Source organism: Azohydromonas lata NBRC 102462 (assembly GCF_001571085.1).
Classification (GTDB): domain Bacteria; phylum Pseudomonadota; class Gammaproteobacteria; order Burkholderiales; family Burkholderiaceae_C; genus Azohydromonas; species Azohydromonas lata.
The window spans coordinates 1-20,286 of the sequence record NZ_BCTC01000048.1 but is presented as its reverse complement, the minus strand read 5'-3'; the positions used below and the strand labels follow the sequence as shown (position 1 = coordinate 20,286).

At 64.5% G+C, this 20,286-nt stretch carries 21 protein-coding genes; 3 read left to right on the top strand and 18 right to left on the bottom strand.

Features of this window, described 5'->3' with window-relative positions:
- Nucleotides 1–498 precede the first annotated feature (498 nt).
- The 4 genes from ALA01S_RS17160 to ALA01S_RS17145 all read right to left on the bottom strand — a co-directional run bounded on the left by ALA01S_RS17160 (nt 499) and on the right by ALA01S_RS17145 (nt 8,492).
- Nucleotides 499–1,353 (bottom strand): IS5 family transposase, encoded by an 855-nt coding sequence (locus ALA01S_RS17160; protein ID WP_066338634.1) that lies wholly within the window; start codon nt 1,351–1,353, stop codon nt 499–501.
- 66 nt (nt 1,354–1,419) lie between these two features.
- Nucleotides 1,420–5,985: a PIN domain-containing protein gene (locus ALA01S_RS17155; RefSeq protein ID WP_157119081.1), complete on the bottom strand. Its 4,566-nt coding sequence runs from the start codon at nt 5,983–5,985 to the stop codon at nt 1,420–1,422.
- A 321-nt stretch (nt 5,986–6,306) separates the two neighbouring features.
- Nucleotides 6,307–7,320 (bottom strand): ParB/RepB/Spo0J family partition protein, encoded by a 1,014-nt coding sequence (locus ALA01S_RS17150; RefSeq protein WP_066338629.1) that lies wholly within the window; start codon nt 7,318–7,320, stop codon nt 6,307–6,309.
- Nucleotides 7,317–8,492 (bottom strand): ParA family protein, encoded by a 1,176-nt coding sequence (locus ALA01S_RS17145; RefSeq protein ID WP_066338627.1) that lies wholly within the window; start codon nt 8,490–8,492, stop codon nt 7,317–7,319. Before ALA01S_RS17145 ends, ALA01S_RS17150 begins: the two co-directional genes overlap by 4 nt.
- A 195-nt stretch (nt 8,493–8,687) precedes the next feature.
- Between ALA01S_RS17145 and ALA01S_RS17140 the strand changes: the two genes are divergently transcribed.
- Nucleotides 8,688–10,709: a hypothetical protein gene (locus ALA01S_RS17140; RefSeq protein WP_157119080.1), complete on the top strand. Its 2,022-nt coding sequence runs from the start codon at nt 8,688–8,690 to the stop codon at nt 10,707–10,709.
- A gap of 58 nt (nt 10,710–10,767) precedes the next feature.
- On the opposite strand, the gene ALA01S_RS33135 is transcribed toward ALA01S_RS17140, so the two are convergent.
- The 13 genes from ALA01S_RS33135 to ALA01S_RS17090 all read right to left on the bottom strand — a co-directional run bounded on the left by ALA01S_RS33135 (nt 10,768) and on the right by ALA01S_RS17090 (nt 17,282).
- The gene (locus tag ALA01S_RS33135) at nt 10,768–11,304 is read right to left on the bottom strand and encodes a hypothetical protein (protein ID WP_169805948.1); all 537 of its coding nucleotides are present in this window, start codon (nt 11,302–11,304) and stop codon (nt 10,768–10,770) included.
- 142 nt (nt 11,305–11,446) lie between these two features.
- Nucleotides 11,447–11,899, bottom strand: coding sequence for a DUF6876 family protein (locus tag ALA01S_RS17135; RefSeq protein WP_157119078.1), 453 nt, complete (start codon nt 11,897–11,899; stop codon nt 11,447–11,449).
- 128 nt (nt 11,900–12,027) lie between these two features.
- On the bottom strand, nt 12,028–12,354 hold the full coding sequence (locus tag ALA01S_RS17130) for a hypothetical protein (RefSeq protein ID WP_157119077.1): 327 nt from the start codon (nt 12,352–12,354) through the stop codon (nt 12,028–12,030).
- Between the two features lie 130 nt (nt 12,355–12,484).
- Nucleotides 12,485–12,868, bottom strand: a complete 384-nt coding sequence (locus ALA01S_RS17125; protein WP_066338619.1) for a hypothetical protein — start codon at nt 12,866–12,868, stop codon at nt 12,485–12,487.
- A 31-nt stretch (nt 12,869–12,899) separates the two neighbouring features.
- Complete coding sequence (locus ALA01S_RS17120) at nt 12,900–14,075, bottom strand: hypothetical protein (RefSeq protein WP_157119076.1); 1,176 nt, start codon at nt 14,073–14,075, stop codon at nt 12,900–12,902.
- An 8-nt stretch (nt 14,076–14,083) separates the two neighbouring features.
- Nucleotides 14,084–14,452 (bottom strand): hypothetical protein, encoded by a 369-nt coding sequence (locus ALA01S_RS17115; RefSeq protein WP_066338615.1) that lies wholly within the window; start codon nt 14,450–14,452, stop codon nt 14,084–14,086.
- Nucleotides 14,453–14,695: 243 nt separating this feature from the next.
- Entirely contained in the window at nt 14,696–15,256 is a 561-nt protein-coding gene (locus ALA01S_RS17110; RefSeq protein WP_066338612.1) for a hypothetical protein, read from the bottom strand.
- Between the two features lie 10 nt (nt 15,257–15,266).
- Entirely contained in the window at nt 15,267–15,398 is a 132-nt protein-coding gene (locus tag ALA01S_RS35225) for a hypothetical protein (RefSeq protein ID WP_259375527.1), read from the bottom strand.
- A 14-nt stretch (nt 15,399–15,412) separates the two neighbouring features.
- Nucleotides 15,413–15,664 carry a hypothetical protein gene (locus ALA01S_RS17105; RefSeq protein ID WP_066338609.1) on the bottom strand — a complete coding sequence of 84 codons (252 nt, stop codon included), beginning with the start codon at nt 15,662–15,664 and terminating at the stop codon, nt 15,413–15,415.
- Between the two features lie 97 nt (nt 15,665–15,761).
- A complete protein-coding gene (locus ALA01S_RS33130) occupies nt 15,762–15,974 on the bottom strand; it encodes a hypothetical protein (RefSeq protein WP_157119075.1) in 213 nt (70 codons plus the stop codon).
- Complete coding sequence (locus ALA01S_RS17100) at nt 15,971–16,240, bottom strand: hypothetical protein (RefSeq protein WP_157119074.1); 270 nt, start codon at nt 16,238–16,240, stop codon at nt 15,971–15,973. The genes ALA01S_RS33130 and ALA01S_RS17100 overlap by 4 nt, the downstream gene beginning before the upstream one ends.
- 132 nt (nt 16,241–16,372) lie before the next feature.
- Nucleotides 16,373–16,786, bottom strand: a complete 414-nt coding sequence (locus ALA01S_RS17095) for a hypothetical protein (RefSeq protein WP_066338603.1) — start codon at nt 16,784–16,786, stop codon at nt 16,373–16,375.
- 118 nt (nt 16,787–16,904) lie between these two features.
- Nucleotides 16,905–17,282, bottom strand: a complete 378-nt coding sequence (locus ALA01S_RS17090; protein ID WP_066338601.1) for a hypothetical protein — start codon at nt 17,280–17,282, stop codon at nt 16,905–16,907.
- Nucleotides 17,283–17,392: 110 nt separating this feature from the next.
- Here ALA01S_RS17090 and ALA01S_RS17085 point away from each other — a divergent pair, with 110 nt between their 5' ends.
- The gene (locus tag ALA01S_RS17085; RefSeq protein ID WP_084267661.1) at nt 17,393–18,442 is read left to right on the top strand and encodes a winged helix-turn-helix domain-containing protein; all 1,050 of its coding nucleotides are present in this window, start codon (nt 17,393–17,395) and stop codon (nt 18,440–18,442) included.
- Complete coding sequence (locus ALA01S_RS17080; protein ID WP_066338596.1) at nt 18,439–18,699, top strand: DNA methyltransferase; 261 nt, start codon at nt 18,439–18,441, stop codon at nt 18,697–18,699. Before ALA01S_RS17085 ends, ALA01S_RS17080 begins: the two co-directional genes overlap by 4 nt.
- 630 nt (nt 18,700–19,329) lie before the next feature.
- Here ALA01S_RS17080 and ALA01S_RS33125 read toward each other — a convergent pair.
- On the bottom strand, nt 19,330–20,022 hold the full coding sequence (locus tag ALA01S_RS33125; RefSeq protein WP_169805947.1) for a hypothetical protein: 693 nt from the start codon (nt 20,020–20,022) through the stop codon (nt 19,330–19,332).
- Nucleotides 20,023–20,286: the final 264 nt, after the last annotated feature.

Genomic DNA, 20,286 nt, shown 5'->3' with positions numbered 1-20,286 from the left:
GCCATCGCTGCTGGTGCCGCGGATCGCCAGGACACCGCGCCCTGTGAGGGTGGCTGCCGGCGTGCTGCCGGTGGGCCACCACCTCAGCGTCGTCGCCAACGACCCGCAGCGCCTGGACGAGATCGGGGCCTGCCGTGCAGCGAGGCCGCGGCCAAATGGATCCACCACCACGCGGCACCGCTTGAAGGTGGCTTCCGCGCCATCACGGCCCGGCTGCAGCGCTCCGTGCCGTTGGTGTAGCTGCGCTGACTCGCGGGAGCCCGGCGGCAGGCATTTTTAACATAAATAAGCGTTCATAATCTCCTATAAATAAAACTGCAGGCAAGTTGGCTAAGTAGGGCCAGCGGGCTGGCGAATAGAGCCGCGACAAGCAATTGCGCCACTGCCTATCGGCTGCGCCGCGCCGGGTTGCTCTCGCTGGCCGACCTACGCCTGAGCATTCAACGTGGCGGGCAGCAGCAGCTCATGGACTGGGTACAGCCGCGCAAGACGGCGCGCCTAGGCTGTGTCTGGAAAGGCTTTCAGGTGCTGCCGGATCATGGCTAGCTTGATGGTGGCCAGGAACTGCACCGCCAACTTGTCGAACCGCGTGGCCACGGCGCGGTACTCCTTGAAGCGCCCTACGCAGCGCTCCACTACGTTGCGGCGGCGATATTGAGCAGCGTCGAAATGGAGTGGCCGGCCACGGCGGCGCGCCAGTTGATCACGTCGCTCTGGGATGACGGCCCGTACATGGCGCCGGCGCAGCCAGGTGCGGATATGGCGATGGCTATATGCCTTGTCGCCAGCCAGTCGCTCAGGCCGCTGACGCACCGTGCCCGTGGGTCGGCATACCCGTATCCGCTCCAGCAGCGCAGTGGCCTGGGGCGCTTCGCCAGCTTGTCCAGGTGTGAGCGCAGCCACCAGTGCCAGTCCCGCACCGTCCGTCACCAGATGGACCTTGGTACCCCAGCCGCCGCGGCTGCGGCCCAAGGCATGATCGGCCGGCTCACCGCACGCTGTGGTGTCCTTGGCACCCGCGGCGGCGCGGTGCGCGCGTACGTTGGTACCGTCGATGCACATGAGCGTCCAGTCGATGGCGCCGCAGGCCTCCAGCCAGCCCTGAAGGGTCTGCAGCACCCGGTCCCACAGCCCGCACTTGGACCACTGGCGCCAACGCCAGTACACGCTCTGCCAGGGGCCGAAGCGGCACGGCAGATCACGCCATGGCGTGCCAGTGCACAGCCGGTAGAACATCGCGTCGAGCATGGCACGGTGGTCGCCGTACGGCCTGCCGTTTGTCTCGCGTGGCGGCAGCAGCGGCATCAGCAGTGCCCACTCTTCATCTGACAGGCTGTGCCTGTACTGGGCCATGGCTTCCCTCCCAGGAATGCTCAAAGCCCAGCCCCGCAGCTACCCGCATGCCTTTCCAGACACAGCCTAGATTGCTGGTAGGGGCTGCTCCTGGCCTTCGGTCGGCCCAGTGGCCGACGTTTCACTGGGCTCGGCCACCCGATTTTCTTCGGCGACCTGTTCCCGCGCCACTTGGTCGGCATCCTGAATGTCGCCGGAGACAAACCGCGGCATTTCCGCGATGTGCAGCACCTTGGCTTTTACCGTCACTGGCTTCATCGGGTGCTTGGTCCGCTCGACAGCGCGTCGCACGAACTCGGCGATGCACCTCTCTTCCGCCAGCCCCAGCTCGGCGGGTACAAATTCGGCAAAGAGCAGCATGGTGCAACGCGGTGCCCAGTCTTTGGGGCAGTCCTTGTGGCGCATGAGCGCCTCAAACAAGTATTCGATCAACTCGAGCACAACGCCGAACTCGCAGTTGCCGCGCGCGTACAACCAGCCGAGAAACGTCACAACCACATTGACGCTTGAGTCGAATCTCAAAACGGGATCGGTAAGGTACTCCCGCAGCGCATTGATGCCCACTGACACCCACGGCTCGCCCTGGTCCATCAGAGCGGTCAGGTCGTCCACCGTAAGCGCTACGAACGTGCGCCGCCACAGCATCATCTTGATGACGGCCAGCGAGTAGTCCAAGGCCTTAATCCTGCCCGCCGCAGCCATGTGGAGGAGTAGTTCCTGCGGCCAGACTGACTTCACGCCGAAGAGACTCGCGATCTTTCTGAGGCGATCGTCAAGTGTGAGCAAGCTCGCACCGCGTTCTTGGCAGAGCAGCACAGAGGCGTACTCTTGAGCGCTCAAGACTTTGCTGACCCTGACCAAGGACGGACCAATGTCGTCGGGCCCCCAAACCGGCAAGACGGTGCAATGGTCTTTGATCGCCTTCGCTATGGCCTGAAGAACCTCCCGCTCCCGACGCCAGTCATCTTCAGTGGTCTCGCGGAAGCTGATCTGCCCTTCATGGGCGAACATTGTCCCAGTGTGCCGGTAGGCTGCGGTGCTTTCCAACTTCGCGCCGACGGCGTCGCGTGTCGCAGAAGCTACGAAGACTTTCGGCAGGTAGCGCAGCACGTCGAGGTGCCCGAGCATGGCCAGTTCAGTGAGCATCGTCAGGTCGACGACCCAGGGCGCCTCGTTCCCGAGCAATTGCTGCAACTCGGCGTGTCCCTCAATGCTGCCGGATCCCACCTCCATTTTCGGCCCGGTGGTCGGCCAACTACGCACCAGGTCAATCACGTCATGGCCCAGCCGCCGCGCGACCACACTTAGGGTGGCGGAGCGCTTCTTGTACAAATCCATCGTCTCGACCGCAAACTCAGTGCGCTTCTCGATCTGCCGCCGAATCTCGGTCAAATCGGGCGTCCCGTCGTCTTCCATCTGGAGCGACATGGCGGCCACGCTTCTGGGCGGGTTCAACGCCGTGGCCACAGCTTTGTACGATGCGTCGATTAAGCTGCGGTGCGCCGACTGCAACTGGTCGAGCCGGTACGTCTTCGGCTCCTGGAACGGGCGCGGCACCTCGATCGTGGCGCCGACGGCAAGGCCTGCCAAGCGCCGGGCAAAGTCATCGTTTGGAGAAACGAACTCATCGCTGGGCACGAGTCCATCCATTTCCTCAGGGTCGATCGTCAACCGGCGACGGTTGCCCTCGTCGTCGATCAGCACGACGCTCGTTCCAGGGCCAGCGACCTGAGGGACGAACTCGATCTCAGGCAGCGCGGTCTCCATAAGCAGCACTGCCGTCAAGTGCAGAGCTGCCGCTTCCACGTCGCCCATGCGCTCACGCCTGAGGCGATAGATCCGCTGCAGGCCCTTCTCTGCATGCCCGTAGCGCATCTCAGCGGCGGCCAGCCGCGTGATCTCCTGAATGGACCCGTGAAGGTCGCAGGGCGCCCCTCCTATCACCGCAGAGAGTTCCGGCGACTCCATATTCGCTGCGGCGAGGATGCGTAGCAGCCATCCGGTCGCGCGCTTGGGCTCCACCGAAACTTCGAGCTCGACCAGCTCTGCCACCATGGTCCAGTCGCCAGCCTGTTGGGCCAGATCGATAGCCATGTGTCGAGCATGCTGGTCGCGCTTCCAATCGGGCGACATGGACTCGAGCAGCTTGCGGCCCTTCGCGCGTTGCCCCGTTTTCACGTAGCAATACAGCAGGTCCAAGTGCAGCTCCGAGAACGACGTCGGCACCAAGATGCGAGCGAAGACCGTAGCCGCGGCCGCATAGCGCTGTGCGTGGAACAGCAGCTTTGCGCCCACGTGTGCTTCGCTCGGCAGGTCACCCGCGGAACACAGCTCCGCAACGCGCTCGATCAGCTGCTCGGCCAGCGCTTTGTCTCCGTCGGGCTCGAGGTTCGCCCGGGCCGCAAACACCATGTCCGGAATTGACGAACTGGCCGCCGTGACACCAGCTGCGGCCGCTTCTGCGCGCAGATCTGCGGCACGCCCCTGAATGAGAAGCAAGTTCCAACGCAGCAGTCGCAACGCCGTTTGCAGCCGCTCGGCCCCCGGCTTGCCAGTCCGTCGCATGGCCTCAGCACCAGCTGCCTCGACGCGGGCGAAATCTCCCTCGGAAACGGCCACCTGCGTGTACGAAACCAACGCCTCGTCGGGCAGCTCGGGTAGCTTCGACTCGAACTTGGTGAGCACCTCCGGTGCACGGCCCAAGTCGCTCAATGCCTCCATCTCGACGCGGAACAGCGATGAATCGGACGGTGCCCCACGGGCGCGCGCTTCTTCGATCAATGCCAACGCCTTGTCGGCACAGTGGGTCAGGAGGAAGGCATAGCCCAGATGCGTCAGGGCCGCAGCTTGGGCTGCAGGGCTCTGGACAGACCACAGCGACTTAGGGCGGTCCGAGAACGCTGCGATCGCCTCATCAAGGCGTACGCGCTGGTCGGACGGCACCATCCGGTACCCAAGGGTCAACCCATCTTCGGAGACCAGCCGCAGCGCGTAGCGAAGCAGCGCTTCCCTGGTGAAGAAGGTCGCATCGCCCTTTGATAAAGCGATCTTTGCGCTCTCGAAGGCGCCGGCGTGGTCGCCGCCGCGCTCCTGCGACGCCGCGACCAACTGCCAAGCCACCGCCTTGTTAGCGTGCTCGCGGGGGATGTCGGCTGGTGTCAGCGGCTGCCCGCCCATGAGCCTGGCGTTCGCGGTAGCGGCCCAGACGAGGAACGACTCCGGGAAGCGCTCTATTGCCGCATTGCCCGCGGCGATTGCCTCGTCGAGCTGCTCTTTGAGTAAGAGCCCCCGGATTCGGGCCGCGGCTAGCTTGTCCTCGTCGTCGCAAAGGTCGGCGGCCTTGATCAGGTCGTCAGCCGCATCCGAGGCATCCTCCTCGACGTGCCAGCGAGCCATACCGCGCAGCCAGTACCACAGCGCCCGTTGGTGGACGTCGAAGTCGTTCATGTCGTGGCCAAGCACCTTCAGCTGGCTAAGGGCATCGGCGAACCGACCCTCCTCTCTCAACGCGTCAATGCTCTTGAGCTGGCGGGACACGACCTTGTTAGGCGATGTCGCTCGCGCGACCGGCGCAACCTCGTGGTAGCCGAGGCCGGCCTGAGGACTTGCACCCAGCCCGGGATTGAGCGCCAGGAACTCGGTCGTCTGGCTGACTCCGTGGCCTGCTGGGGGTTGCGCCGCGTAAAGCGCAAAGTCGATCTGGCCGGCCTCCAGCTGCTTGCGCATCACGCGAGCCGCCTGGAACGAGATCGCAAGCGGCCGGCCGATGTGGCGCTCGACGGTCGCCAAGTCGACGTCACCACCGACGCTGTTGAGGTCCGCGCACACTTGCACCAAGTGCGCCCAGACACGGCCGGTATGTGCGTTTGGCACCATCGCCGTCGTGAGCAGCATCTTCTGCCCCGTGACCTCGGCCGTACTATCCGAATCGAGGTCGTGCTGTAGAAACCTGAGGTGCACAACGAACTGATGCAAATCCTCGAGCGGGACTGCGGTCTTGTTGTACAACTCGGCCGCCGCCTGGATGGCCTTAAAGGCTTCCCGGTTGCGATCGTTGCTGAAGGCAGCAGCATGGACCTTCGTGTGCCAGTCTGCCGCAGCGCTGGTGGTCCTGGCCATGGACGCGACCTCCACAGCGGCTTCCATTGAGTTGGCACTGGCGCTCTGGTAGACGATCAAGGTTGCGTCGACGCCGGGCCGGAAGGTTGCCTCCTTGAAATCCAGCCAGGCCAAGCCGATCGCTTCTTCGAACGTCTTGTTTTTGGCGGTCGGCGTCAGCTTACGCTTCATTTGCATGCGCACCGTGCCGGTATCGCCCGTCGGCGAGGCGATCGTCAGGACCAGGTCATCCGTGTTGTGGCCCATAACGCGGCCCTGGAAGCTGATCTTGACAATCGTGAACTCCTCGGGAATGCCGGCACACGGCGCCTCCAGGCACATGGCGAGGAGCCGCATAGCCTGAACCCGGTGTTCGAACGAGACGCCACGGGCCCCGGTGGATTTGGCACTGGCAACATGCTTTTGTTGCCCGCGCATCCTGGGAGACGGCGGCTTGGCTTGGCTGACATCGCCATCAGCGTTCCCAGATGCGCGGTGTCTGGCGATCTTCTTTTCCTTCTTCGGCGTGCTCATGCAGTTCCTGACATCGAGCCGCAATCTTATGGCGGGCCCAACACGCCATTCAGCTGGAGAGTGGACTCTCGGCCTGCCGCTTTGTCAGTGGCAGCGGCATGAGCCTGCTCAAGGTTCCTGACAGCACTATCGCCCCGGGCCACAGGTGCGACTCTGAAGTGCAGGACGGTCCTGCACGCTGCCCGCAGAACCTCCTGTACTGCGCTTGTTCCTTCGTTGTCGGCTGCGCAGTCGCAGTGCAGTCCAGCTTCAAAATAGTGGGAGGCAAAAATATCCTGCACCCCTGTCCCGTGGTGACGGTTTGCCTTGCTGTGCGTCGGGTCAACGCTTCAGCAGCTTACGTAGCAGCGGCGCCAGCTCGGCACGCCGTTCCGGTGGGAGCAGGTCGGCGTCCATTTCCAATACCAGCCGCTTGCCTTTGGTCTTTAGCTGAGCGGTTGCTCCACGGCCCAGGTCCAACTGCAGGATGCAGGACGGTCCTGCAGTCTCGGTGCAGGACCGTCCTGCACCGGTCTTGCCAGCCGAGATCAGCGCACTGAAGACCTCCACAGTAGGTAAGCCTGTGCCCGCTATCTCGATGGCCTTGCTTCGTACGGCAGATGGATTGGCTCGGCATGCATCCGCAAGGGGCGCTGCCCAGCGAAACTGGATCTCGTTGGGCGACGGGAATGCAGCAATCACTTCCTCCGGCAAGCTTGCGATGCGAACGGCTTCGGAAACAGCCGTTGAGTCCCGACCAATTGACGAGGCGAGCATGCGCAAGCTCGGAAACAGCCCGGCGTCCAGCGCGCGCCGGTACATCATGCCCTGCTCCCAAGCTGACAAGCCCTCGCGGTTGCGGTTCTCCCGCTCCATCTCGGTCCAGAGTTCGCGATCGTCCATCTCCTGCACGACAGCCAGAACCTGTAAGCCGAGTTCCAGGCACGCCCGGTGGCGGCGATGGCCAAAGACGATTTCATAGCGCGCCCGATCGACCGCCCCTTCTGCGAGCGGCCGAATCTTGATCGGTTGGACGTTGCCGCCGGCGTCGGCGATTTCGGTTTTCAGCGACTCGAACGCGGCAGCTTGGAAAGCAGTGTCGTGTCGGTTGGCCCAGCGGCTCGGCCGGATGGTATTGGGATCAACCTTCTGCGCGCCGCGCTCCTGCTCCAGCTGCTGGATGCGGGCCTGGGCCTGCTGCGCCTGGGCTACGCTGGCGGAGTGCCGCATGATGCCGGTGTACGGCGCGCGCGCCGGCGCGGGCGCCGCGGCCGGGGAGGGTGTCGGCGCAGCGGCCTGATCAGCCGGCGGAATGTCGAACTGGATGTTCCTGACCTTGGAAAGACCCTTGCTCACCGTGCGCCCTCCGCGAGCTGCTTGCGCCATGCAGTCACGCACTGGACCAGTACCGCGTCCACCAGCCGGTCAAAAGCGTCCGTGGCGCGCTTGACAGTCCGGCTGCTGCCCACCGAGGCGTCGTAGACGGTACCGAAATTCGCGCTGGCCGTGCTGGTCGCGGCGCTCTTTGGCACTTCAGCGGGCATGAGCCGTTCGCCGTAAGCAGCACCCATCCAGGCCCGAACCTCAGCGCCAGCGGCGTCCGTGCTTTCGACCTTGGCGGGCAGCACGTTGATGAAGCTGAAGCGCTTGTCCATGGCGCCCGGCAGCCCACTGGCGATGTCCCCGAAAAGTCGCCAGAACTGGGCGGAGCTGGCGAAATCTAGAGCGTTGGGCGGCAGCGGCATGATGATCCCGTCGCTGGCCATCAGCACGTTGAGCGTGGTGTAGGTGAGCGCCGGTGGCGTGTCGAGCAGGACCACGTCGTAGTCGCCGAGCACGTCGGCCAAGCCGCGTTCCAGCACCCGCCAGTATTCGAAGCCGGGCTGAGCCGCCATTCGGTCCGCCAAGGCGAACTCTGCGCCGAAGAGCAGGGGCGCCGCAGCCACCAGATCAATCCCGCTCCAGTAGGTTGGGCGGATCGCGTAGCGGATTGACGCCTGCGCGCCCTGCACCAGCGGCAACACGGTGTCTTCGTCCTGCACTTCCGTGTCGGGCAGGATGCCGAACAGCGTGGTGATGGAGCCTTGTGGGTCGGTGTCGACGACCAGCACCCGGTGGCCGCGCAGCGACAGGCCCTGCGCGAGCGTGAGGGCTACCGTGGTCTTGGACACGCCCCCCTTGAAGTTCGCGATCGACACCACGAGGCCTTGCGCACCTTGCGGCCGCTGCTCCTGTGGATGATAGGCACGCACCCACTCCTGGTACTCGCCAAGACTGAACTCGCGGCGTTTCACTGCACCGGTGAGCTCTCCAGAAGGCAGATCTCCCTTGCGCAACGCGTAGTCCATCTGAGGCTTCGTCAGGCCAACAGCCTGCATGACCTGGCCCGTCGTGAACCGGGGCGGCTGCTTGCGGGCTTCCGGCGCCAGCACGGCCCCGCGCACCTGAGCCACCACGTTCGCTGCCCGTTCGGCTTGTGCCAACACCGTTGCGAGCGTGATGTCAGGTTCTAGGACAGGTGAATCCATCGTTCTTTTCCTTGGTGAGATCAGACCGCCAGTTTGCACCATAGATACACGTTACCGCCACAAGTAGCGGCTTCGTGCTTCTATTGTGTTGTCCTGCTACACCATAGCCTTGTACGTCAGCCCTGCTGGGCGATCTGCTGCGGGTAGAGCGATGCAGACCGCGCCAACGGGGCTGACCATGATTCAATTGTTGTTATGGGAGACAACACGAGTTGGCGGGTTACAGCGACTGGCAAGGCCCTCGCAGTCACTGCCCGTGAGCCAAAAAAACAGCCGCCGTTGAAATGGGCCCGGCACGCGGCCAGCGGCCACATCCGCTACATCCACTCGCTGGACGCCAGCGAGCGCGGCGCAGACTGCGGTTGCGTGTGCGTGCACTGCGACAGCCCGCTGGTGGCGGTAAATGCCGCCAAGGTGGAGGGCGAGCACACTGTGACCCCGCACTTCCGTCACCCCGCCGGCTCGATCCGGGATGGCTGCGTAGTGCTCGCCGCGCGGCATGCCGCTCTGGCCTGCCTGATCGACTCCGGCGAGATCTGGCTGCCACGGCGCTGCTTCAGCGGCCGGGCCGTAGGTCTGAGCGGGAAGACCTATGACGCATGGGTGGAGGTGCCGGCGCGGCGCGCACGCGTGAGGCGCGCGCAGGTCGTGGACAGCACCAAGGCGGTATTGACCCTGGACGACGGCCGGACCGTGGTCGTGGAGCTCGTGGGTGCCAAAGGCCCGATCCCCGCGGCAGCAGACGCCGGTGCCGCTGTGGGAAACCTGCCGGTCGCTTTGGTCACGGTGGTGGTTCCCAGCGAGTTTGCCATCATGGACGCGTCCGAAATCGTGAAGCGGCTGGAGCTGCTACCCGACGCCGCCTGGTGCGGCCACTGGGACGACGAGACGCTGAGGCGGCAAGCTGCTGATAAGGCGCAGGCGCAAGCCCTGGCGGCCGATGACTCGATTGCATGGCTGGGACCGGAAGCTGATGCCGTGCTGTGTGCCCTGGACCCGCAGCTGGCCGGCCTGTCCGCGGAAGAGGTGCGCCGCCTGCGCCACGAGTCCCTGCTGCATCTAGTGGTCAAGCGCATCCTGGCTGACGCCGCCAGCATCTGGCTCCCGCCTCTGTTCGTCACGCAGCGCCGCCGCGTGGAGAACGGGAAAGACACAGTGCTGGAACGCTATTGGTCACGTCCCACGGAGAGGGCAAGGTTCAAGTCGGTGGAGTTGGAAAAGCGTCTGGGCCGTACCGTGCCCGACGTGGTGGCGCTTCGCGCCGATGCACCAGCTGTGCCGCCACCCATGCACGCCACCAACGCGCCAGAGCCTGCGGTCGAGGATGTGCTGCTCATTGAGGTCACGGTGGCCAACCATCTCGATGCCGAGCGGCTGCAGCGCATCCAGGCCGTGAATCTGCCCACGTTGGAGATCGACCTCAGTAGCCTGGGCGGGCGCATCGACCGCCAAGCGCTGGCCGATCTTGTCATCAAGGACCTACGCTTCAAGAAGTGGGTACACCACCCGGCCGAAGTCCAGGCGCGCGCGGCGCTGGCGGCGCTGCTCAATGAGGAGGCGCGCCCGCGCGAGGAGCGCTTCAGCGAGCACGCGCAACAGCACCGTGAGGCGCTGGCCCAGCCCGCCGACTACTGGCGCGGCGTGTACCTGAGCGCCGTGCGCGAGCATTCGGACTTGCGTGCGGCTCGGGAGGCCGGGGAGGCCACTGACGACCAAACCGCGCGCGCGCTGGATGCGGTGCGGCGAGCCGCATTCGCGCTGGCTGCCCATGGCTGGACACAGGCTGAAGACGAAGAGCTTTTCCGACGCCATGCCTGCCCGTTGGACAGGCTGTTGTCGCTACAGCAGGACGTCTGTGTCGGCTACCGGCTGACATCAGCCTATGAGGTCATGAATACCGTGCTGGGAGAGCAGGGTGAACGCAGGCGCTGGCATGTCATTTACATCCTGGGCCTAAAGTATTTCAAGCCGCGAATCACCCTCAAGCCGCATCAATGGGAAAGGCTGGTGAAGTGGTCTCAGCAGGTGCATGCTCTTTTGACAAGAGAAGATGATCCCGAGCGGCACTACTACATGCGCAATCCAAAAAACGACGACTTCATCGGTTTTCTATTTCCTGAGTTGCAGCCCGCTCTCGAAGAGCGGCCAGGCGTGTGGAACGGCGAGAACTGGATTGCGCCGCCGAAGCGCAACGCACGAGGCAATTCCTCGCGATAGCAATATTCTTGAATAGCGAACCGTTCAGCGTGTTTTCAAAAAACCGGTTGACTATTCATCACTGGATTTTCAAAACCCGCTTGATGCGAGCCTTAACCCAGTTAGCCATTGAAATCCCCTTCTCCTGACAGTGCTCGTTCAGTCGGTCCTTGTGCCAGGTAGAAAGGCGCATCGAAAGCGTGGTCGACACGCCAGAGTTTCGGGGAAGGCGATCAACCTTTGGAATTTCTTCTTCGAGTTTGTGTTCGATCTGGCTCTCAATCCAGTCGCCCACTGAAATATCGCGGCTGTTGCAGTAAGCCAGCAGGCGCTCCTTGTAGTCCACAGGCAGCCGCACTGGCAGCGAATCCATGTCCTGACCAGGATGCTTCGGCGGCCGGTGTGCCGGCCGCGGTGTGGCGTCGCTGGTTGCCGCCGGCGTGGCCGCAGCCTTCGCTCCCGTTGTTTTCGTCGTGGGCACAAGTTTCTCCAAATGCACTGCGCCACGAATGTATTGCATAACCATTTCAGTTGCGTGCCTTCTTCCCTGCACGTTGCATCGACCAGTTGCAACCAAATCTTGGACCGGCGGTGCCGGCACCTGCGTGCCCGGCATGTTCAGCGCTTGGGCCGGTGGCGGTACGACACCGGGCCACGTTGAGGGTTGGCGCGCTCTCCAGAAGCGATCCGCACACGCCAGCGCAGCAGCAAGTGAATCACGGCCATCAAAGGGCATTGGCGGCCCCGGTACGGTCGCATCACTGCTCCGAGCGCAGCACCGCAGCGATGCTGATGCACGCTTCGCCATCGAACTCCAGGGCGCCAAGCTCGTACAGCGACCATTCGCCTTCCGGGAAGTCCGTCCAGGAGATTTCCTTGCGCCACAGCGGCGGTAAATCGGCGTGGCAGACCACTTCCACGAGTGCCTTGCTGTTCGACACGTTGACATTCACGACCGCGATGCCGAGCTCGCCGGCATTGATCTTGAGGATCATGAGCGGTGCCACTTCAGCGGCGAGCAGGTCGAACAACCAGTAGCTCTGGCTGGCCTGGGCAGCGTCGCGGGCACCATCGCTGTAGCGCAAGCGGCCGAAATGCCTGTAGAACGCGCTCGCACCGTTGCGACCGCAATGAAGAACCTCGCGAAGCGCCTCAGTGCTACGAGCTGCTCGGCGTGCCGTGCTGAGTTTGGCCACGTCATCCTCAGTCATGTCGGTCTCCTTGAACCTTGATGTCCCGGCTAAAGTAGCGCAAAACAAATCTGTTGCGCCTGGCTTTTGCAATACCTTACGCGCTGGCCAGGCATGTCACAGCGGCGGGCGCTGAAATGCTGGCGTCCTCAGAAAAGCTCTGCCTGGGCCGGCAGGGCAGCGGCGTCGCTGCTCTGCTCGATGACGAACTGGCCGAAGGCGTCGGCAGCACGCCAGTCGAAGTAGTTCGAGTAGTCGCCGAGCAGGCCGTGCAGCCGGGCCTCAATGCGGCGGATTTCTCGCTGCAGATGTTGCAGCCGTTGTGGCCAGTGCTGCGGATTGCGCAGCGTGCGGCCCGTGGCCGGATCAATGCCCCGGGCCGCGGCGTATTTCAGATAGCGCACCTCACCGTGCAAGGACTGCATCTCCGCAGCCCAGCACTGGTGCTGGAAGGCCACCCAGTCGCCGTCGCTCACGTCGCGCGACTCTTTCTGGTCCAGCAGTCCTTGGCGACCGGCGCGGCGCATATCCGCGTCGCGTGGCACGGGGAAGGTGGACTTGAAGTCGTAGGCCGAGGGATGAAGCGTGGCCACAATGCACAGGGTGTCAGGGCCTGAACGCTGCGCCGGCCTGCGCCAGCAGCTCGACGCCGTAGTTGTTCCTCAGAATCTGCAGCCGGGCGCCGTCATCGCCGTGCGCGTGCGCGGCCAGCCAGTTCGCCTGCAGCTGCTCGATCCAGCCGCGGCCATGTCTTGCGGCGAACCGCCCCAGTGCGGCTTCGATGCCGTGCTGTGCCACGACAGGCCACACCCAGCGCGCTGCGACTCGAACCGCCTCGGCGCGGTCGGTGCAGCAGTGCTCTGTCCCTGGATCCTGGGCAGGCGCGTCGCTCAGAAACAGCTCGACCGTGTAGCAGCCTTCGCTGAAGGTGAGCCTTGCGGTACGGGTGCTGCCCTCAGTAGACAGCGTTGTGATGCGTGCGCGCGGCATGGCGGCTTCTCCTGTTGACGGTTAGTGCGGCTCAGCAGCCAGCCGCAGCGTGAGGCGGGCAAGGGGTGATGCCAGACGGGCGCGGCGGCTTGCAGAAGACCCGGGTCCGCCAGCGTTGCGACACGGCGGTGCCGCAGACGTGCTGCCATGCCCTTCGCCCACCCAGCCTCGCTTGTGGCGGCATCACGGCCGGGTCTGCATGACTAGGGTCCGTGTCGTCGTACAGCACGGCTGCGATGGCGTCGCTGCGGCGGGCACCGTCCTGCACTGCACCCAGGACGTGCGAGCGCATCGGCGAGGCGTCAGCAGTGACGTGCACTTGGCCAACGAGTCCGGCGTCGATGACGCACCCCAGCCGGGGCACGAGTCGCCGCGCGGATGCCGCGCCGAGGACGTGGATCGCCGCCGGACGGGCCTCGCGCAGGAAAGCGGTCAGCTCACTGCGGGAGACCGCCGCGGCGTTGGAAGGGATGCCGCTGATGAAGGTGTCGTTGCCCAGCACTCGCACAGCGCGCCTGTAGGCCTGAGCCAGGGTCAGCGCGCCTTTCTGCAGAGGTATGACGATGCGCGCGGCATTTGACTGGAGCTGGGCGCTGATCCACCGCCGATGGTGCTCCACCAGCGCCAGCGATTGAGCCTGATCGCCCACGACGTCAGGCATGACAAGCAGGGGCCGCGGATAGTCCTCCTGTTGCACGCCACGGCGCGACTCGTACCTGTCCTGCAGGTGCAGATCCGTGAAACCCTCTTCGTCGGTCTCGGCTGCAGGGTCGAAGTACGGGTCGTAGTTGTTGAAGTCGTCGATGCCGTCGAGCAGGCCGTCATACGCGGCCAGGATGGCGTTGAAGTCCAGCGGCTGGAAGCGACCGGATTTGACGCCCCGGCGGAAAGCCCCAAACGCGCCCGAGTCGACGAACACGGCCGCATGGTGCAGCAGCACCGCGTCCACCAGCGCGGCGATGGCAGGACGCGAAAGCTCGCCCACTTCCACGCCGATGCCGCCCAGCGCGGCGCCTCCAACTGCAAGGCCACCGCGCACGAGGTCCTGCAGCCGGGACATGCCAGACGCATAGCGCCGTGTCTCGGCCAGCAGTTCTTGCATGTCGAGCACGCGCTGATTGCATTCCGCCTGGTCGCTGAAGAGATCGGGCTCCGGCTGGCCCGCCGCAGCATTGCTCCACGCAGGCCGAGCACGACGGGCGGACATGCCGTGCCTCAGCGTTGCTCAGGCAGTCGAAGCCAAGCCTGGACCCAGACGGCCTGCGGTAAGCGCACCGACAGCGCATTCGCGTCCAACTCGATGCCCCGGGCCTCGCTGCAGGCGTACAGATCCCGCGCGCGCTGCAACTCCTGCTGGCTGGCGGGTTCAAGGTAGTCGTGTTGATGCGGCTGCGCGGAGCGCGCGCGCACCACCTGCTGCAAGGTTCTCGCGCGAACAGCACGCTCGCGCCACAGGAAAGCGTTGTTCCAGTCCTGGGCCTTGACGCACAGGTGAAACGCTGCCCGGCAACGCGCGATGACGCTGTCCATGCCCTCGCACAGCAGCGACATATCCTGCGCCGAAAGATTCTCTGGAAACTCCATCACAGCCTCCTATGGGCGTGTAAAACGCCAGCGGGCAAGCACAGAAACAACCTCTCGCCCACGCCCTATATTGTATTGCAAAACACCTGCGGCCAAGTCGGTTTTGCAATACGTTTCATGTGTGGGAGCACCGTCCCGCGTGCGGCCCCTCAAGCCGTGCGCCTCATCAGGCGATAGCGCGCTTCGCAGAGCAGCGTTGGCGCAGCGCCCGCAGCACTGCGGCGAACAAACATGGCAGTGCTCTCACTCGGTGGGGCAGGCCAATCCCATGGTGCGCAGGGCCTGTTCACGCCAGCCGCCTGGCCGGCTGAACTCATGGGCGCCGATGCCGCCCGGCGCCGTTGCACAGGACAGCAGCGCCAGCATCGCGGGGACTGCGGCGAGCTCTGCAGCTGCCTGCGCGCTGAGCCCATCCGCGAGCAGCCGGCCTTGCGTCGAGCCATCGACTTCGACAACCCGGTATCTGCCACGGCCGCTCGGGTGCACGCAGCGTCGGCGCAGCATCGGGCCGGATGCATCGGCCGGCGGCCCGGGTTGAGGGCTTTCATCAAGCGACGAGCGCCAACCGTAGGAACGCCAGCGGTGCGCACAGTTCGAACGCAGGAAGAAGGTGCGGCGCTCGGAAACGAGCGTGATCGAAACCTCGCGCTCCTCCTTGCTGCCCGGCAGATACGGGGACTCGGAAGGATTCGAGAATCTTTCGATCAGCGCCGCATCGTGTGGCGTTGCGGGCTGCGCTTCGTCGTAGCGCAGCATGTCGGCAGGAAATGGCCAGCGGCCCGTGACGGTGTAGGTGGTGCGCATCGACAGGTCCTTACAAAACCCAGATCACTTCCAGGTAGCCCAACTTCAGCAGCCGCTCGCGCGCGTCATCCACGTCGTAGGCGTTGATCACGACGGCTTGAGTGCCGCAGCCGGTGCGAACGCACGCAGTGAATTCACGCATGGCAAGCCCCTTGATCACACGCTGCGGGGGGCGCTGGCCATGCGGCGCAGCTTCTCGGCCAGCCTGGCGCTGGCTTTCACGCGAGTGGCGTGATGACGTTGCAGCGCAGAGCCGTCGCGCGCTTGGCGCCAGCGTTCGACGTCGCCGGTGTCGCGAGCGTTGAGCGCGTCCAACAGGATGTGGAAGTCGGTGTCCGTCAGCTGCTCGCTGTCGAGCAGATCGGCCGCGTCCGCGGAAGGCGAAATGGCAATCCCTGGCATGGTCATGTCCTCCTGGGAAGGGGTGGCAATGGAGCGACGGCCGACCAGTCCTGCTGAGGCCTATGCAGAACAGCGGGCATGCTCAGAAGGCTGAGGGCAGGCTTCAGACGGTTTTGAGCGGGCCGCTGTGCGCCAGCTGCTCGCAGGGCATGCGCTCGATGCGTTGCAGTTCGTACCGCAGCACGAGCACCGCAGCGTCACACGCCGGCGAGAAGGGATCAGTGGCCCCGGCGCGGCAGACAGCGTCTGCCGCATGAGCCCGTGCGGCATGCACCAACGCTGCGCGCTGAGCTTCGGCGGAGGGCGTGGAGCTCACGGCTGCTCCGGTGCGCGAGCAGGGCAGGTGACGGCCGGGGCGCCCAGGCCAATGCAGCCGAGTTCCGCCGGGTTGAACTGCGCCAGCAACGCATGCGCGGCCAGGTGGTGCGGTGCCGTGCCGTCGCGCACCAGTGCCCAGGCCTCGCTGTCGGATGCCAGCGCCGGGACAGTGAAGGGAAGGCCCCAGGTCCGGTCGATGAGCGGCGGGTCGTCGACACGCTGCACCTGCAGCACGCCATGCGTGCTGCCGTCAGCTGGGCTCAAGATCCAGCCTTCCCGCAGAGCCGCATCCCGGTGACCGGGCTGGGTCCAGTTCGTGTTCAACACCGCCAGCAGTGGCGAAGAAGCGTCGAAGTCGTCGCACATCGCAGTGCCCTTTCGCTTGGGGTCGATACTTCACGCCGTCGCGTCATTGCCGCGCAGCACATCACCGGCCAAGCGCTGCGCGCTGGTGGCGGTATCGCTGACGAGGCGGGTGAATTCGATCAGCGCCGACTCGGGGCAGGACTGGCGGGCCAGGTCCATCCAGCGGGCCGATACCGCAGGCGCTTGAGGCCCCAGGCAAAAGCCGATGCGCCGGACCCGTTCCACCAGCGTCCCGTTGTTGCCCCGCTTGTCTGCGCAGCCGATGCACGATCCGTCGTCAAGCTCGAACAGGACGCCGATGCCGGCCGATGTGTGGGACTGCATGCTTCGCTGCAGCCCAGCCAGCGTTTCGGGGCCGGAGCAATACGCGTCGAAGATCGCCTGCATGCAGTCGGCGGCGTGCTGCTCCAACTGCCCGGCGCTCAAGGGTGCCGCTTCGTTCATCTGCTGCTCCTGGTGTGGACCGTGGCCTTTATAGTATTGCAAAACACGGGCTATATGGTCTTGTTTTGCAATACCTTACAGGCCACCAAACGGCATACTGCTTTCAATCAGCCGCGTGTCACGGCTGAGACGGACGCACCAGCAATCCTCGGTCAATGGCATCGCGCAAGACCACCTGGATGGCCTGGTCCTGGCCGCCACCGGGCGCCTGCCACGCCGTCCAGGCGTTGCGCCATTCCTCGCGCTGCTGCGCACTGGCAAGGCGGTAATGCTCAAATGATTCGCCCAGGAAGGGCGGATGCTCGTCAAGCTTTCGCCGCGATGGAAGCGCTAAATCGCGGACGTCGAAGTGGTTGTCATCGCTGAGGCAGTCAAGCGTGAAGCTGTAAGTCGAAGGGCCCTGCGATGTGTCGTCATCAACATACGTCCGATAGACCGTGACGCCGGCGTGCTCCATGAAGACTTCGGGATCGACCCATTGTGAGCAGGTAGGCATGGCAACTCCTTTGGAAAGTGCAACACTAATGTATTGCAAAACAATCCCACAATGGCGAAGTTTTGCACTACATTACAGGGGTGTGCCGATCTCCAGAAGGGACGCCCGTCATGAAGTCATTGCTCCTGGACGCTGTGGCAAAGGCCTATGCAAAGGCCGACAGCAGTACGATGAACAACCGGACGTTGTTCGAGATGCTGGCCGATGAGCAGGTTGTTGCGCGGGACGAGCTTGCGCGCAAAAGCCCAGTGGGGCGAGCAGGGCGGCGGCACAGCGTCATGCAGCGCCAGCTGCGTTGGCATCAACAGACGCTCAAGCACCTCGGGCTGCTGGAGCGTGATCCCCAGCGCCGCGGGGTGTGGCGCCTTACCGGGGAGGGCAAGCGGCAGTTCGTGCGCCCAGCACCCCGCAAGGTCCTGCTGGGCTTCTCGACAGAACTCGGGATCGCCCTGTGGGCTTCAGCCGAGGACGCCTTCTCCGTGATCGACGTGCCGTTGTGCCTTGCACTGGCGTCCCCGCCGTACCCGATTGCCAAGGGCCGGGCCTACGGCCGCGCGCCGTTGAGCGACTACGTGGATTTCATCTGCAAGCTCACGGAACCGATCGTGCGCCATCTCGTGCCTGGCGGGTCGCTGGTGCTCAACGTGAGCAACGACGTTTTCGAGCCTGAAATGCCCGCACGCTCCATCTACCTGGAGCGGCTGGTGGTTGCGCTGGTGGACCGGCTTGGACTGCACCTGGTCGACCGGCTGCCGTGGGTCAACCTGTCCAAGCCGCCTGGGCCGGTGCGCTATGCGAGCCTTGAGCGCACTCATCTCAACAGCGGCTGGGAACCGTGTTACTGGTTCACGACGGACCCGCGCCGGCTCAAATCCGACAACAGGCGAGTGCTGATCGAGCACACCCGGCGCCAGCAGCAGCTCATCGACGCGGGGGGTGAGCAGCGCCAGCGCAGTTTCAGCGATGGCGCGTACACGCTTCGCTCCGGCCGTTCGTTCGCCAACGACACGCCAGGACGCATCGCCCGCAACGTGCTGAGCTTCGGCCATGCCTGCGCTGGCCAGCAGGCGTACAAGCGGGCCGCCAGGGCGTTGGGGCTGCCTGTGCACACGGGGCACCTTTCCCGGAGGCGCTGGTTCGCTTCCTGGTGGAGTTCATGACGAAGCCCGGTGACACGGTGGCCGACTTCTGCGCGGGCTCGCAAACTACTGCGGCGGTCTGTGAAGAGCTCGGCAGGCCGTGGGTCACCACGGAGATCATCGGCGAATACGTCCGGGGCGGCGCGGAGCGCTTGAAGGACTGTCCCGGCTTCGTACTTCACGGCGACTTGGTTGACGGGCTCAGGCGACGCCATGAACACCAAACCATGGACGGGCAAGACCAGCTTCTCTTCGGCGATGAAAACACCGGAAGGTGAATTGGCGTCGGTGGGCCAAGCCGGTTCACCGCCCGGGCGCGAGTTGGCGCAGCGAGGCGCTTACAGCACCAGCACCCGGCGCGCCGCGTTGAAGGCGGGCGCGGGCACCGGCCCACCGGCTGTGGCCCAAATTAGCGAAGCGCCTGCGGCGCCGGCACCAAGCACGCGCCGCGTCGTAGAGACCGTGAGCCCTCCGGTCTGCCGCTCGTCAACGGCAGTCTGGGACGGGGCACCGCGGCACGGCCGCGCGCGAGGTCTCCGAGGACCCCTCATCTGCTCCCGGCGCCGGCAGGCTCCCGGCTAAGCCATCGCGGTAGCCACGGCCTGCAGCCGCGAACCGAGGGTTCGAGCTGGATGCCAAGGTCATCCAGCGGGTATGCGGTACGAGCAAGCCGTCTTCGCCGAGAAAGTGACGCCGCAGGCCGCGGCCGTACCCGACGCCGTAATTGCCCATCAACTGCGCCAGCCGAAGCAGCCGGGTGTACTCCGCAGGTGCCATGGCGGCCTCCCAGTGTTCCCGTTGGACATCAACGGCACCAGGATCAGACGGTTGACGCCGTACAGCGTTGATCCCGGTATCGTGGGGCAGAGCAGCCTGGCGCTGCGCGCCATGGGCTGCTTCACGCAAAGCTATTTTGACTCATAGCTGATTGACAACTCGCACCTGCCGTCGTTGAGTTCCAGTTCAATATGGTTGGTGCCGAATTTGGTTTCAGAGTCGGTCTTCATGAAGCCCTGGCGCACCTGTGAATCCTTATTAAACTCCAAGCCGACTGCACTGTACCTTTTCTTGTAGCGGTCGGTGTCGCCCACCGTCAGCATATAGCTCAGTGCAGTGGCGCAATCAGTTTTAACACCGTAGGCGCTGCTCACGATCTTGCCGTCAGGACGGGCTCTGTAGGAAACCGAGTCCATCGGAATAAAGTCTCCAAACAGAACCTTTTCTGCGCTCCAAGTTTTGCAGTCCCATTCGAGCGGCTGACGCAATACAGCATTCGGAGACAAGGTGCAGATGAAATTGCTTTCCTTCAGTCGCGCGCCGAATTTTGACTTCAAGCGTTCTACGGTAACCGGCCCTTCAAGGGCGCTTGGTTCTTTTAAGTAACCTGGAAAATCGGCGTAGGCTGAATTGGAAGCGAGGACAGCAACAGTAATTGCAAGAAGGTGACGGTACATCTTTGAAATTAGTCCCGGACTGAAGCCGGTGTTGTGGTTTGACCGCGTTGAAACGGCCGTCACCCTGTCAATAAGGACAGTGTGCAGACGAAACTGGCGCCAGCGCCAGCGCCAGCGCCAGCGGGGCAAAGAGCGGCCCCGCGCCATCCGGCGTCCAGCTTGGCGCCTGCAGCGCCAGAACCACGCCCGCCACATCGAAGCGAGCGCGCGAGCGCCGGCCTAGCGAAATTAGACCACCGCCTGGGGCACGAGCTAACCTAGCTTGGCGCCTGCGGCGCCAGCACCAGGCACGCCGCGGCGCAGTAGGCGCTGGTGCCGGCCCGGCTGAGCCAGATCACCGCCCGGGGCACGAGTTGGTGCGGCGCGGCGCCTGCGGCGCCAGCACCAGGCGCGCCGCGGCGCAGCGGGCGC

What these genes read in the sequence shown, in the direction of transcription:
- ALA01S_RS17105 (WP_066338609.1), bottom strand. Translation starts at nt 15,664, where the DNA reads ATGACCATGCCAGGGATTGCCATTTCGCCTTCCGCGGACGCGGCCGAT.
- ALA01S_RS33125 (WP_169805947.1), bottom strand. Translation starts at nt 20,022, where the DNA reads ATGGCGCGGGGCCGCTCTTTGCCCCGCTGGCGCTGGCGCTGGCGCTGG.
- ALA01S_RS17095 (WP_066338603.1), bottom strand. Translation starts at nt 16,786, where the DNA reads ATGAACGAAGCGGCACCCTTGAGCGCCGGGCAGTTGGAGCAGCACGCC.
- ALA01S_RS35225 (WP_259375527.1), bottom strand. Translation starts at nt 15,398, where the DNA reads ATGCGTGAATTCACTGCGTGCGTTCGCACCGGCTGCGGCACTCAAGCC.
- ALA01S_RS17090 (WP_066338601.1), bottom strand. Translation starts at nt 17,282, where the DNA reads ATGCCTACCTGCTCACAATGGGTCGATCCCGAAGTCTTCATGGAGCAC.
- ALA01S_RS17160 (WP_066338634.1), bottom strand. Translation starts at nt 1,353, where the DNA reads ATGGCCCAGTACAGGCACAGCCTGTCAGATGAAGAGTGGGCACTGCTG.
- ALA01S_RS17115 (WP_066338615.1), bottom strand. Translation starts at nt 14,452, where the DNA reads ATGGAGTTTCCAGAGAATCTTTCGGCGCAGGATATGTCGCTGCTGTGC.
- ALA01S_RS17080 (WP_066338596.1), top strand. Translation starts at nt 18,439, where the DNA reads ATGACGAAGCCCGGTGACACGGTGGCCGACTTCTGCGCGGGCTCGCAA.
- ALA01S_RS17110 (WP_066338612.1), bottom strand. Translation starts at nt 15,256, where the DNA reads ATGCGCACCACCTACACCGTCACGGGCCGCTGGCCATTTCCTGCCGAC.
- ALA01S_RS17145 (WP_066338627.1), bottom strand. Translation starts at nt 8,492, where the DNA reads ATGGATTCACCTGTCCTAGAACCTGACATCACGCTCGCAACGGTGTTG.
- ALA01S_RS17135 (WP_157119078.1), bottom strand. Translation starts at nt 11,899, where the DNA reads ATGACTGAGGATGACGTGGCCAAACTCAGCACGGCACGCCGAGCAGCT.
- ALA01S_RS17120 (WP_157119076.1), bottom strand. Translation starts at nt 14,075, where the DNA reads ATGTCCGCCCGTCGTGCTCGGCCTGCGTGGAGCAATGCTGCGGCGGGC.
- ALA01S_RS33135 (WP_169805948.1), bottom strand. Translation starts at nt 11,304, where the DNA reads ATGCCGGGCACGCAGGTGCCGGCACCGCCGGTCCAAGATTTGGTTGCA.
- ALA01S_RS17085 (WP_084267661.1), top strand. Translation starts at nt 17,393, where the DNA reads ATGAAGTCATTGCTCCTGGACGCTGTGGCAAAGGCCTATGCAAAGGCC.
- ALA01S_RS17125 (WP_066338619.1), bottom strand. Translation starts at nt 12,868, where the DNA reads ATGCCGCGCGCACGCATCACAACGCTGTCTACTGAGGGCAGCACCCGT.
- ALA01S_RS17155 (WP_157119081.1), bottom strand. Translation starts at nt 5,985, where the DNA reads ATGAGCACGCCGAAGAAGGAAAAGAAGATCGCCAGACACCGCGCATCT.
- ALA01S_RS17140 (WP_157119080.1), top strand. Translation starts at nt 8,688, where the DNA reads ATGGGAGACAACACGAGTTGGCGGGTTACAGCGACTGGCAAGGCCCTC.